Below are 12,704 nucleotides of genomic sequence, written 5' to 3'. Positions count from 1 at the left end.
GACTCAGAGGCGGCCGAGGCCGTCCGGCCCATCCGACGAGTCGACCCCGACGCGGAAGGCGATCGCGTAGGCCGAAGGCCCGAGTTTCTCCCGGGCCGCCGCCGCGATCCGCGTCACATCGCCGAGTTCGCCCACCGGCAAGGGTGCGCCGATCGAAGCGCGGAGCGCGTCCGCGCGGCCCAGCAGCGTGGCCGCCTCTGCCGGCCGACCCGAGATCGCCGCGACCCCGGCCAACCCCTCCAGCGCGAGCGCGACGGCTCGCGGATCGCCGGACGCCCGCGCCGCCGCCAAGCCCTCCTCGTGCAATTCCCGTGCGCCGACCGCGTCCCCGCGCAGTTCGGCCACGAAGCCCAACTCGGCCAGCAGCAGTGTCACCCCGTAGAACGGCACGCCGTAGTCCTCGTGCAGCCGACGATTCCACTCCAGCGCATTGCGCAAGTGCCGCTCGGCCGCCACCAGGTCTCCCGCCCGCCGCGCCCCGAGTCCGAGTCCGACCTCGGCGAACTCCTCCGCGAACCGGTCCGACTGCTCGACCGCGAGCCGCCGCCCACGCTCGTGGAATTCCTCGGCCCGAGCGAAGTCACCCCGCAACAGCGCGATCCGGCCGAGCCCGGACCACCGGTACGACACGTCCGTCCACAGACCCAACTCCTCGGCCCCGCGCAGCCCTTCGCGATGCAGCGCGGCGGCGCGGTCGTACTCGCCCGACACCTCGGCCACATACGCGAGTTGGTCCGAGGCCTGCACGAGCCCCCACCGCTCGCCGAGCGCAACGAAGCGTGCCGCTGCGTCCTCGGCCGCCGCCCCGGCCGCCGCCGGATCGCCACGGAACATCATCGCCTTCGCCCGGCCGGTCAACGCCGCCGCGATGCCCCACGCGTCGTCCGCCGCGCGGAAGCCGACCAGGGCCCGCTCGATCAGTTCGCCGCCCGCGTCCGCGTCGCCCACGTGCAGGTGCGCCAGGCCCAGGAACCATTCGGCCCGGGCCCGCCCCTCCACGATCCGGTCGTACGCCCGCAACGCGTCCCGGCTCTGCCGCACCAGATCGCTGCCGTCCCCGATCAACATCGCGAACCCGGCCCGCCAGGCCCCCGCCGCCGCCCGAAGCGGGTCCACCACACCCGCAGGCGCACGCGAATCCGAATCCGGATCCGAATCCGAATCCAAACAAGCCTCCACCGCCAACGCCGTATCCAACGCCCGCCACGCCTCGCGATAGCGCCCCCGCAGGAACCGGTACCACGCCGCCCCACCCGCCAGCCGCACCGCGAGCCCCGCGTCCGCGCGCCGTACCGCGCCGTCCAGCGCGCTGCGCAGGTTCCCGCTCTCCGCGTCCAGCCGGGCCAGCCACTCGCGCTGCTCCGGGCCGTACAACCGCGGCGCGGCGTACTCGACGAACTCGGCGACACAGCCGTCGTGTCGACCCTGCACGGCATCGAACTCGCCCGCCGCGCGCAGGTGTTCCAGGCAATACGCGGCGACCGACTCCAGCAGCCGATACCTCGGCCCATACGGCCCCTCGACCACGACCACCAGTGAACGATCAACCAATCGACCGACCAGATCGAGCACGTCGGCCCGAGCCACGTCGATCCCCGAGCAGACCACCTCCGCGGCCTCGGGAGCGCATCCGTCCACGTGGATCGCCAACCGGCGCAGCACGATCCGCTCCGCCGCACCGAGCAGTTCCCAGCTCCAGTCGATCATCGCGCGCAGCGTCTGTTGCCGGGCCGGCACCCCGCGCCGACCCACACCGAGCACCCGGAACCGGTCGTCCAGGCGCGCCGCGAGCCCGTGTACGCCGAGCCCGCGCACCCGGGTCGCAGCCAGTTCCAGGGCCAGCGGAATCCCGTCCAGGCGGCGGCAGATCGCCGCGATCGCGTCCGCCGTATGCGCGTCCAGTACGAACCCGGGTGCCGCGGCGGCCGCCCGGGCCACGAACAGCCGCACCGCCGTGGACTCGGCCAGTGCCGCCGGATCCGCCCCCGCGGCCGGCACCACCAGCGGTCGCACCACGCACAACACCTCGCCGCCCACCGTCAGCGGCTCTCGACTCGTGGCCAGGATCCGCAGTTCCGGTGCGGCCCGAAGCAGCAGGTCGGCGAGTTCCGCGATCGGTTCGATCACGTGCTCGCAGTTGTCCAGGACCAGCAACAGCCCGCGCCCGCGCAGCGCGTCCGCCAGCCGGGTCCGCGACTCGGCCGTGCGATGCCCCGCGCCGGCCGCGGCCTCGTCCCTGATGCCCAGCGCCGAGGCGATCGCGTCGGCCAGCTCGTCGCCGTTCGGGTCGCGCCGACCGGCCAGTTCGACCAACCACACCCCGTCCGGGAAGGACGCATCGTCGACCGCCCGGGCCGCGCTCTCCAGCGCGAGCCGGGTCTTGCCCACCCCACCGGAACCAGTCAAGGTCACCAGGCGAGCGCTCCGGAGCAGCCCGTCCACCTCGGCCACCGCGTCCTCGCGACCGACCAGTTCGGTCAACGCGGCGGGCAGATTGCTCCGCGTCCGCGCAGCCACCCCGACCGACGTGCCGGCCGCCGCACCGATGGCCGCATCGGCCGGCGCCGCGACCGAAGCCAGGCTCGGGTCCTGGGCCAGGATCGCCCGATGCAGCGCGGCCAACTCCGGCCCCGGATCCAGGCCCAGTTCCTCCGCCAACCGCTCGCGCAGCTCGGCGTACCCGGCCAACGCCTCCTCCTGCCGCCCGGAGCGGTACAGCGCGCGCAAGTGTGCCGCGCGCAGCCGCTCGCGGACCGGATGCAGCGCGACCTGCTCCCCCAACTCGTCGGCCAGCAGCGTGTGTTCGCCGAGTTCCAGGCGAGCCTCGGCGTAGTCCTCGATGGCCGTCAGCCGCTGCTCGTCCAGCCGGGTGATCGCCGCGCGGGCGAACTCCTCGTCCCGAAAGTCGGCGAACGCCGGCCCACGCCACAGCGCGAGCGCGTCCGCGAGCAATCCCGCCCGGGTGCGCACGTCGGCGCCGGCCCGCGCCCGCGCGGTCAGTTCGGCGAACCGATCCGCGTCCACGGCGTCCGCGTCCACCCGCAGCTGATAGCCGGGCGGGCGATAGGCGACCAGTTCGCGGCCCCCGGGCTCGCCCGCCTCCAGCGCCCGGCGCAGCTGGGAGACCTTGGTCTGCAGCGTGTTCGCCGGGTTGCCGGGCGGGTCCGCGCCCCACAGGTCCTCCACCAGCAGGTCCGCCGAGACCGGGTGACCGCGGTGCACGAGCAGGTCCGCGAGCAGCGCGCGCACCTTCGACTCCGGGATCCGAACCGGCTGTCCGTCCGCCGTCCACACCGCCAGCGGACCCATCACCCCGAAGCGCATGCCGCCACGTTAGCGCAGGTCAACCCGGCTCTGACGGTCGCCCGCCGGCGTCCGTGCGTGGACCCGCAGGATTTCGTGCGCGACCGGCGGCACTCTCGTGTCATCGAGTTCGGGACGGCCCGAACAAGACACACCGAACAGCAGAACTTACGAACCGGGAGCACACACCATGTCCGCGAACACCGACACCAACACCGCCGGCGCCACCCTCGCCTCCGACACCCCCGTCACCGGTCGCGAGATCCGCTTGGCCGCCCGCCCGGTGGGCACCCCCACCGCCGCCGACTTCGAGCTGGTCACCGCCGCGATCCCGGCCCTGGCCGAGGGCCGGATCCTGGTCCGCAACACGTGGATGTCGGTCGACCCGTACATGCGCGGTCGGATGGACGACGTCGAGTCGTACATCCCGCCGTTCGAGCTCGGCGCGGTCCTGGACGGCAGCGCGGTCGGTGAGGTGATCGCCTCCCGCTCCGACGCCGTCCCGGTCGGCGCGACCGTGTCGCACTTCGCCGGCTGGCGCGAGTACGCGGTCGTCGACGCGGCGACCGCCATCGTGCTGGACACCTCCGCGGTACCCGCCCAGGCGTACCTCGGTGTGCTGGGCACCACCGGACTGACCGCGTACGCGGCGCTGACCGAGGTGGCCCCGGTCCGCGAGGGCGACACCGTGTTCGTCTCCGGCGCGGCGGGCGCGGTCGGCAGTGTGGCCGGCCAGATCGCCCGCAAGCTGGGCGCGGCCCGAGTGATCGGCTCCGCGGGCGGGCCGGCCAAGACCGCACGGCTGCGCGACGAGTTCGGCTACGACGTCGCGCTGGACTACCGCGCCGGCGCGATCGGCGACCAGCTCGCCCAGGCCGCTCCCGAGGGCATCGACGTCTACCTCGACCACGTCGGCGGCGACCACCTGGAGGCGGCCATCGCGAACGCCAAGGTGGGCGCCCGGTTCGCGCTGATCGGCGCGATCAGCGGCTACAACGCGACCGGGCCGGTGCCCGGCCCGAGCAATATCTTCCAGGCCTACACCCGGCGGCTGAACCTGCGCGGCCTGTTGGTCACCGACCACTTCGCGCTGTTCCCGGAATTCACCGAGCGCGCGCTCGGTTGGCTCGGCGACGGTTCGCTGCGCACGGAGGAGACCGTGTTCGAGGGCATCGAGCAGGCGCCCGCCGCCTTCCTCGGTGTGCTGAACGGCGCCAACACCGGCAAGATGCTCGTCCGTCTGGCCGACTGACCGACCTCGCCCGCTCCCCCCGTCACCGACACCACCACCGAGGAAGGCCACGCCATGACCACCGAAGCGCCGCACGCCCTCGTCGTCCTCGCCCACCCGCGGGCCGACTCGTTGACCGCACGGGTCGCCGCCCGGGCCCGGGCCCGGCTGCTGGCCGACGGCCACACCGTGGACGTACTCGACCTGCACGCCGACGGATTCGATCCACGGATGACCGTCGAGGACGAACCCGACTGGGCCGACCGGGACAAGGTCTACAGCGCGGAGGTCCGCGCGCACATGGCCCGGATCGAGGCGGCCGACACGATCGTCGTGGTCTTCCCCGTGTGGTGGTTCGGCCTGCCCGCCCTGCTTCAGGGCTGGATCGACCGCGTCTGGAACTACGGCTTCGCCTACGGCCGCAGCCGCCCGCGTCTGGCCGGCAAGCGCATGTTGTGGCTCGGCCTGGCCGGCTACTCGCACGAACACTTCACCAAGGGCGGCTGGGACGACCTGCTCGACCGCCGCCTCCGCATCGGCATCTCCAACTTCGTCGGCATCGAGGACGCCCACGTCCACCTCTTCCACGACACGGTCGCCACCGGCGCCCACGACACCGAACTCCTCACCTCCGCGGAAAAAGTAATAACCACCTACACCCACACCCCACCCACCCCCTGACCCCTCACCCCAAAGGCGCCGGCCGGACCCCCGACCGGCGCCCAAGCCCCTTCCCCCAACCGATCAGCCCCGCCGGCGCTTGATTGGACCTCGGCCAAAGGCCAGGTCCAATCAGCCCCGCCGGCGCTTGAGGCGACCTCGGCCAAAGGCCAGGTCCAATCAGCCCCGCCGGCGCTTGAGGCGACCCAGCCCCGCCGGCGCTTGAGGCGACCTCGGCCAAAGGCCAGGTCCAATCAGCCCGGCCGGCGATTGAGGCCAAATCAGTCCCGCAACCCCATCGTGTCCGCCGGATTCCCCCGCAACGCCACGCGAGCCGGCACGACCGTAGCCACGAACGCCAACCCCGTCGCCGCCACCAACACCGCCGCATACGTCAACGGCGGCGCATACGGAGACGCACTCGCGGTCATCCCCACGCTGTACGCGGTCAACGTCGCATACGCGACCACCGACCCCAGCACGGCGGCCAACAGCACCACGGCCCCGGTCTCCCAGCGAAGCATCCGCATCACCTGCCGACGAGTGGTGCCCACCAACTGCAACAGCGCGAACTCGCGCCTTCGCGCCGACGTCGCCATCACCAGCGTATTCACCACCGCAATGCCGGTGAACGCGATGATCAGTCCCATCGCGACATAGTTGACCTGGGCCTGGGTGCCGGCCTGATCCCGACGCGCCTGCTCCACCTCGCCCCGATCCAACACCCGGACCCCGGGAAACTCGCCCAGCGCCCGCTGCAACGACTCCCGCGACAACGCTGCCCCGGCCGCACCGGAAACGAGCACCGCCTCCGCCGCCGGCCGGTCCACGTGCGCCGCCACCACTGCATGAGGCAGCGTCAGATCGCCGAAGCCCAGGCCGCGTTCGTACACCGCGATCACCTTCAGGGTGACCTCGACCCCGTCACCCATGGTGATCCGCAGATCGTCGCCGACGCCGACCCCCTTGGTCTTGGCCGCCAGTTCGCTCACCGCGACCGTGCCGTCGGCGAGCGCCGCGAACGAGCCGGACCGGGTCTTCGGGTCGAGCGTGCGCTGCACGCCCTGCGGGGTGACGCCCTGAGCCGGGAACTTGTCCTGGCCTGCCCGTACGAGCGTGTGCAGAACCTCGGTGACCACCTCGACCCCGGGCACCGCCCGCACCGCCTCCGCCGCCCTGCCCGGCACCCCGGGGCCCGCGACCAGCGTGTACGACGCCAACGTGCCCGCCTTCGCCTGCTCCCCCGCGGCGTGGCTCGCCGTGGTCTGGGTGAACAGGATGGTGGACGCCATCGCCACCGCCAGGCTCAGCGGGGTGACCACCGCAGCCACCCGCTCGGCGGCGGCCCGTGCGTTGCGCGCCGCCAGGAACCCGCTGATCGGCGACAGGCGCCCGACCACCAGACCCAGTACGGCGACGCCCGCGCGAGCGAGCAGCGGACCGAGCAGCGCGATCGCGACGGCGGCGAGGATCACGGTGAGGAAGGTGACCGGCGTGGACTTGGGTTCGGTGTCCAGTGTGCTCAACACGAACAGGAGTACGCCGTAACCCAGCGCCGCGACCACACCGCCGATCGTGCGCGCGATACCGAGCCGCGGTCGTTCGATCGCCGCATCCGCCAGCGCCTCGGTCGGCCGGACCCGCGCGGCCCGGCGCACCGACACGCGCGCTGCCGTCCAGGCCGCGAGCAGGGTCAGCAGTACCGCGCCGATCAGCGGGATCGGGCTCAGCTTCAGCGCCAGCGTGTCCGGCATCGCGCCGAACGCGACGAACCGCCCGTGCAGCCAACGAGCCAGCCCCAGCCCGGCGAACGCGCCGAGCGCGCCCGCGATCAGACCCACCACCAGTGCCTCGCGGCCCACCATGCGGCGGATCTGCCGAGGCGTCGCGCCGATGGCGCGCAACAGCGCGATCTCGCGCCGGCGCTGCTGGATGGACAGCGCGAAGGTTCCCACCACGACCAGGATCGCCACCAGCAACGAGGTGCCGCCGAGCGCGCCGCCCAGGCTGACCAGGGTCACTCGGGCCTTGGCCGCGGCCGGGAACTCGGCCGGCCCGCGATCGGTGCCGGTACGCAGCTGCGCGCCGGTGCCCGCCAGCGCTTCCCGAGCCGCCGCGCGCACCGTGCCCGGGTTCGCGCCGGGTGCGGTGAACAGGCCGACCGAGGCGACCTGTCCGGGGTGTCCGGCCAGTTGCCGGGCGTCCGCGTCGGCGAAGAACACACTGGCCTGCCGGGCCAGGGCGTCCCGGCCGGGCGGTGCCGCGATGCCCACCACACGGTAGCTGCCCGGGGCCCGGCCGGCCTGGACGGTGACCGTGCCGCCGACCCGGACCCCGGCCCGGCGGGCCAGGTCCGCGTCCAACACGACCTCGCCGGCCGCCGGTGCCCGACCCGCGCGCAGCGTGAACGGGGTCAGCCGGGCCGACTCCCAGGCGTGCCCCCACGCGTTGCCGTCGGTGTCCAGGGCCCGGCCGCCGGGGGTGAGCACGTGGGCCGAGAAGGTCAGTTCCGGGACCACGGCCTCGACACCCGGTACCGCACGCAGTTTGTCCACGGCGGCCGCGTCCAGCCAGGCCCGCTCGGTCAGCGGCTTCGACTTGGTCTTGGTCTTGCCCTTCTTGTGCTTGGTCCAGTGCAGGTTCTGGTCGGCGGTGACCACGGTGTCGGTACCGGCGTAGCGCTCGATCCGGATGTCGCCGCGCAGGCCGGTCTCCAGCAGCGCGCCGCACGCGGTGACCAGGGCGGCCGCGCACACCAGCGCGACGAACGCGCCGGCGAAGCCGCCCTTGCGGGCGCGCAGGGTACGCAGGGCGAGGAAGAACATCAGGCCCACGCGCCCAGGTGCGTCATCCGGTCCGCGATCCGGTCCGCGCCGGCTCCGGCCAGTCTGTCGGTGATGCGTCCGTCGGCGAGGAAGAGCACTTCGTCGGCGTAGGACGCGGCGACCGGGTCGTGGGTGACCATCACCACGGTCTGGCCCATCGCGTCCACGGTGTCGCGCAGCAGCGCCAGCACCTCCTTGGCGGTGACCGTGTCCAGCGCGCCGGTCGGTTCGTCGGCGAAGACCACCTCGGGCCGGGTGACCAGCGCACGGGCGATCGCGACCCGCTGCTGCTGGCCGCCGGACAGTTCGGCCGGCCGGTGTTCGGTGCGCCCGGTCAGGCCCACTCGCTGGACGATCTCCGCCAGCCAGGCCCCGTCCGCCTTGCGGCCGGCCAGGCGCAGCGGCAGCGTGATGTTCTCCAGCACGGTCAGCGAGGGCATCAGGTTGAACGCCTGGAAGACGAAGCCGATCCGCTCGCGCCGCAGTTCGGTCAGGCCGGTCTCGGACAGCCCGGACAGGTCGGTGTCGCCGAGCCGCACGCTGCCGCTGGTCGGCCGGTCCAGGCCGGCGGCGCACTGGAGGAACGTGCTCTTCCCGGAGCCCGAGGGCCCCATGACCGCGGTGAAGCTGCCGCGCCGGATGCCGACGGTGACGTCGTGCAGGGCGGTGACCGCGGCGGTGCCCTTGCCGTGGATGCGTCCGACGCCGGTCAGGGACACGGCGTCGGGTATCTGGTCGTGCGTACTCATGGTGCGGTGCCGCCCTTGTCTGTTCGGATGGGGATCGGTGCCGAGCCGGACGGATTCCGGAGTCGCCGAAACGTGCGCCGGCGCGCGGCGCATCGGTGGCTCGGTGCTCGGGCTTGGGTGAGGTGCTCGGGTCTCGGATTCCCGGGTCTGGGCGCTACCGGGGTCTCGCATGCCGGGGTTTCCGGCTGCCGGGGTCGCGCGTGTCGGGGCCCGATCGCCGGGCCCGACTGTTCAGGGCCGGTCGGTTCCGGGGTCGCCCGTTCCGGGGTCGGCACTCTCCGGTGCCCCGTCGTCGCCCCCGTCGTCCCGCCCGCCGGCCGAGGCCGGGAACGCGAGGAAGCGCGTGCGAACCGGGCGCGCCTCGGCAGGCAGCGGTCCGGCCCGCTTGTACCGGTTGAGGAGCGCGATGTACTCCTCGAAGAACTCGCCCAATTCGGCCGGCGTGACGTGGATGGTCCCGCGCGAGTACGGCATGTCCATCCCCTCATCGGCCTCGGTCGCGGTCTGCGCCCTGCGGTATTCCTCCAGGTCGGCCGCGAAGGCCAGGCGGTTGAGCTCGTCGACGACCGGCCGGATCTCCTCGCTCTGCTCGCTGCGCGGCGGGAACCGCAGGTCCCGTCGCACAGCACGCCACCACCGCTCGCGCCCGTGCGCATGCGGATCCACGAAGTCCTCGACGAACCCGTGTCGGGCCAGTTCCCGGAGGTGGTAGCTGGTCGCGCCGGTGTTCAATGTCAGTGCCCGGGCCAGCGACGCGGACGTCGCGGGCCCACTCGCCTCCAGCTCCCGCAGGATTCGTTGGCGCCGGGGGTGCGCCAAGGCCTTCAGCGCTTCGAGTTCGCTGACATCTCGGCGTTCCGGTGACACGGTCACCAGTAAACAATAATCTGTGCACAGGAAATTGTGCAATGGGTTCGAGCGCGATCGGACCCGTGTGATCGGGCCCACCATCCGACGACGCGGCAGAGCCGAAACGCGTCGATCACCCGCGGGCCGATCAGCAGTCGATCAGGCGAAGTCGAGGCCCGCCGGTCGCTCCGATCTCACTCCACCATCGCGAGCAGCTTGGTCACCGTGTTCCAGTTGCGGACGGTGGCCTTGTCGCCAAGCTTGCGGGTCAGGATCGGCGACAGCCGCGCCTTGCCCAGGCCGTTCGGGAAATACATGTACAACTCGTGCTCGCCCACCCGAAGCAGGTCCGGCGCGTAGCTGTCCGGATCGACCGCGTCGAGCACCGCCGGATCGGCGGCGGGGCTCAGGAACGCCACCGCGAACCTGACCGGGTCGGATACCTCCAGCGGATTCGCCGCGACCACCGCGCGCAGCTCCGCGCCACTGCGCACCATCACGTCCACCGCGAACCCGAACTCGCCGACCAGCTTGGCCTCGATCGCCGCCACCAGATCGGCGGTCGGCTGTTCGGCCGCCTCGAACACCGCGTTCCCGCTCTGCAACAGCGTCTTGACCTCGGCGTATCCCAGCTCGGTCAGGACACGACGCAGATCCGCCATCGGCACCCGGCGATGCCCACCCACGTTGACGCCGCGCAACAGCGCCACGTATCTCGTCACCACGCGCCTCCTTCGCACCCGGGTTCGCCCATGCGACGCCCGCTCCCGCGCAGCCATGATCGAACCGATCGCCACCGATTCCATCGCATTCGGCGAAGGCACGCCGAAGCGGGTCCGGTCGCAGCGGATCACGTCGCTTCGGGCGGCTCCGGGCCCGGTTCGCCGAGCCGGCTCAGCCGGGCCAGTTGACCAGCGCCACGTGCAGTGCCTCCACGGCCCGGTCGAAGGACTCGCTCGGCCTGCGCACGTGGCCGAACCCGCCATTGCCCTCGATCACCGCGAAGCCGTGGAACGCGCTGCGCAACAGCCGTGCCGCGTCGGTCAGGTCCGGTTCCTCCAGGCCGTAGGCGCGCAGCATCGCGTACGTGTTCTCGACATTGCGCCGGTAGCCCTCGGAAGTGGCCACCAGCGCCGGGTCGATCCGCGCCTGGCTCGCCGCATAGCGGCCGGGACGCTCCAACGCGAACTCCCGGTACGCCCGGGCGAAGGCGATCAGCGCGTCCCGGCCCGCCCGGCCCGCGACCGCCGCACCGATGCGGTCCGCCAGTTCGTCGGCGGCCAGCATCGCGATCCCGAGCCGCAGTTCCTGGAGGTTCTTCACGTGCGAGTACAGGCTCGCGTCCTTGACCCCGAAGCCGCGCGCCAGTGCGGTCAGGGTGATGTTCTCGAACCCCACCTCGTCCGCCAGATCCGCCGCGGCGCGAGTCACCCGTTCCGCCGTCAGTCCCGCCCGAGCCACACGTCACCCTTTCGTCGAGGCACCGACCGGCGCGCGGTCCGCGCTTCCTAGAGCCACTAGGTATTTGCCTAGGATACCTAGGCACTGTTAGTTTCCGCCGCATGAACCCACTCACCGAGCAGGACATCCGTACGTCGTTCGTCAACTGTTCCAAGGGTGCGGCCCAGCGCCTGCCCATGCCCCGTGACCTGGCCGAACGGCCGTGGGCCGACCTGGATTTCCTGGGTTGGGGCGATCCGGGGGCACCCGATCGCACCTATCTGGTCACCGAATACCAGGGTGACCTCGTCGGCATCGCCCTGCGCTTTCCCGCTCAGCAGCGAGGCTACCTGCACCGCAGCATGTGCTCGCTGTGCCTGACCACGCACCCGGGCCGCGGCGTCTCGCTGATGACCGCACGCAAGACCGGCCGGGCCGGCCGGGACGGCAATTCGTTCGGCATGTACATCTGCACCGACCTCGCGTGCTCGCTGTACGTACGCGGCCTGAAGGCCCCGGCGCCCGGCGGGCGCTTCGAGGAGTCCCTGTCCCCGGCCGAACAGATCGAGCGCACCCGGGCCAACCTGTCGGCGTTCCTGGCCAACGTCATCGAGTAGACCGCGATCCCGCGCCTGGGCCGGCACCGGCGTTTCGGCCGGGCCCGATCCCGGACCCGGCCGAAACACCCTTGACCTCATATGAGGTCATGGTTGCAAGATCATCCTGACGAGGCGGGACCCACCGCCTTCGAAACACGAGGGATTGCACATGATTCTGGTAACCGGGGCAACCGGAAACGTCGGCCGGCAGGTGGTCGACCAACTACTGGCCGCAGGAGTCGCGGTGCGGGCCCTGGCGCGTCGTCCCGAGGCGGCCGGGTTGCCCGCCGAGGTCGAGGTGGTGGGCGGCGACCTGGCCGAGCCGGACACCCTCGCGGCGGCTCTGACCGGGGTCGATGCGGTGTTCCTGGTCTGGCCCTTCCTCACCACCGACGGCGCTCCCGGCGTGCTGGACGCGGTGACCGCGCAGACCGGCCGCGTCGTCTACCTCTCCTCCTCGCGTGTGCGCGACGACGTCGACCGTCAGGCCGACCCGATCAGCGGACTGCACGCCGAGATGGAGCGCGTGATCACGAAGTCGACCGCCGTGTGGACCTTCCTCCGGGCGGACACCATCGCGAGCAACGCGCTGGGGTGGGCCGGGCAGATCCGGGCCTCGGGCGTCGTCCACGGCCCGGACCTGGCCGCCAAGCCGGTCGTGCACGAACGCGACGTCGCCGCCTCGGCGGTCCGCGTGCTCACCGAGGACGGCCACGCCGGGGCCACCTACGTCCTGACCGGTCCGGAGGTCGTGAGCCGAGCCGATCAGGTCCGGTTGATCGGCGCCGCAATCGACCGCCCGCTGCGCTTCGAGCCGGTCCCGGTTGCCGCCGCGAGGGCGCAGATGCTCGCCGACGGCCGCCCACCGGCTCTCGTCGACGCGCTCCTCGCCGGCGCCGACACACCCCCCGAACCGCCACTGATCACCACCACGATCCGGGACCTGACCGGCGCCCCGGCCCGCAGCTTCGAAACCTGGGCCCAGGACCACCGCCCCGACTTCGCCTGACCCCCGCGGCGGGGGGGGGGGGGGGCGGGGGCGCCGCGC

The 12,704-nt window shown here is 72.4% G+C and carries 10 protein-coding genes; 4 read left to right on the top strand and 6 right to left on the bottom strand.

Annotation, left to right across the window (positions count from 1 at the left end):
* Positions 1-3: 3 nt before the first annotated feature.
* Positions 4-3,324 carry a BTAD domain-containing putative transcriptional regulator gene (locus tag ABZS54_RS26920; RefSeq protein ID WP_355541238.1) on the bottom strand — a complete coding sequence of 1,107 codons (3,321 nt, stop codon included), beginning with the start codon at positions 3,322-3,324 and terminating at the stop codon, positions 4-6.
* A 169-nt stretch (positions 3,325-3,493) separates the two neighbouring features.
* Between ABZS54_RS26920 and ABZS54_RS26915 the strand changes: the two genes are divergently transcribed.
* Positions 3,494-4,555: an NADP-dependent oxidoreductase gene (locus ABZS54_RS26915; protein ID WP_355541235.1), complete on the top strand. Its 1,062-nt coding sequence runs from the start codon at positions 3,494-3,496 to the stop codon at positions 4,553-4,555.
* Positions 4,556-4,609: 54 nt separating this feature from the next.
* The gene (locus ABZS54_RS26910; protein ID WP_355541232.1) at positions 4,610-5,215 is read left to right on the top strand and encodes an NAD(P)H oxidoreductase; all 606 of its coding nucleotides are present in this window, start codon (positions 4,610-4,612) and stop codon (positions 5,213-5,215) included.
* Between the two features lie 260 nt (positions 5,216-5,475).
* Here ABZS54_RS26910 and ABZS54_RS26905 read toward each other — a convergent pair whose 3' ends face one another.
* The 5 genes from ABZS54_RS26905 to ABZS54_RS26885 all read right to left on the bottom strand — a co-directional run bounded on the left by ABZS54_RS26905 (position 5,476) and on the right by ABZS54_RS26885 (position 11,078).
* Positions 5,476-8,019: an FtsX-like permease family protein gene (locus ABZS54_RS26905; RefSeq protein ID WP_355541229.1), complete on the bottom strand. Its 2,544-nt coding sequence runs from the start codon at positions 8,017-8,019 to the stop codon at positions 5,476-5,478.
* Positions 8,019-8,768, bottom strand: coding sequence for an ABC transporter ATP-binding protein (locus ABZS54_RS26900; protein WP_355541226.1), 750 nt, complete (start codon positions 8,766-8,768; stop codon positions 8,019-8,021). Before ABZS54_RS26900 ends, ABZS54_RS26905 begins: the two co-directional genes overlap by 1 nt.
* A gap of 231 nt (positions 8,769-8,999) precedes the next feature.
* Positions 9,000-9,641 carry a helix-turn-helix domain-containing protein gene (locus tag ABZS54_RS26895; RefSeq protein WP_355541223.1) on the bottom strand — a complete coding sequence of 214 codons (642 nt, stop codon included), beginning with the start codon at positions 9,639-9,641 and terminating at the stop codon, positions 9,000-9,002.
* Positions 9,642-9,811: 170 nt separating this feature from the next.
* Positions 9,812-10,339, bottom strand: a complete 528-nt coding sequence (locus ABZS54_RS26890) for a DUF1697 domain-containing protein (protein WP_355541220.1) — start codon at positions 10,337-10,339, stop codon at positions 9,812-9,814.
* Between the two features lie 172 nt (positions 10,340-10,511).
* Positions 10,512-11,078, bottom strand: coding sequence for a WHG domain-containing protein (locus ABZS54_RS26885; protein ID WP_355541217.1), 567 nt, complete (start codon positions 11,076-11,078; stop codon positions 10,512-10,514).
* Between the two features lie 101 nt (positions 11,079-11,179).
* Between ABZS54_RS26885 and ABZS54_RS26880 the strand changes: the two genes are divergently transcribed.
* Both ABZS54_RS26880 and ABZS54_RS26875 read left to right on the top strand, forming a co-directional pair.
* The gene (locus ABZS54_RS26880; protein WP_355541214.1) at positions 11,180-11,674 is read left to right on the top strand and encodes an FBP domain-containing protein; all 495 of its coding nucleotides are present in this window, start codon (positions 11,180-11,182) and stop codon (positions 11,672-11,674) included.
* A 151-nt stretch (positions 11,675-11,825) separates the two neighbouring features.
* Positions 11,826-12,665, top strand: coding sequence for an NAD(P)H-binding protein (locus tag ABZS54_RS26875; RefSeq protein ID WP_355541211.1), 840 nt, complete (start codon positions 11,826-11,828; stop codon positions 12,663-12,665).
* Positions 12,666-12,704 lie beyond the last annotated feature (39 nt).

The organism is Embleya sp. NPDC005575, from assembly GCF_040605455.1.
Lineage (GTDB): Bacteria > Actinomycetota > Actinomycetes > Streptomycetales > Streptomycetaceae > Embleya.
The sequence above is the reverse complement of the archived record's forward strand: the minus strand, read 5'-3'. Positions and strand labels throughout refer to the sequence as shown.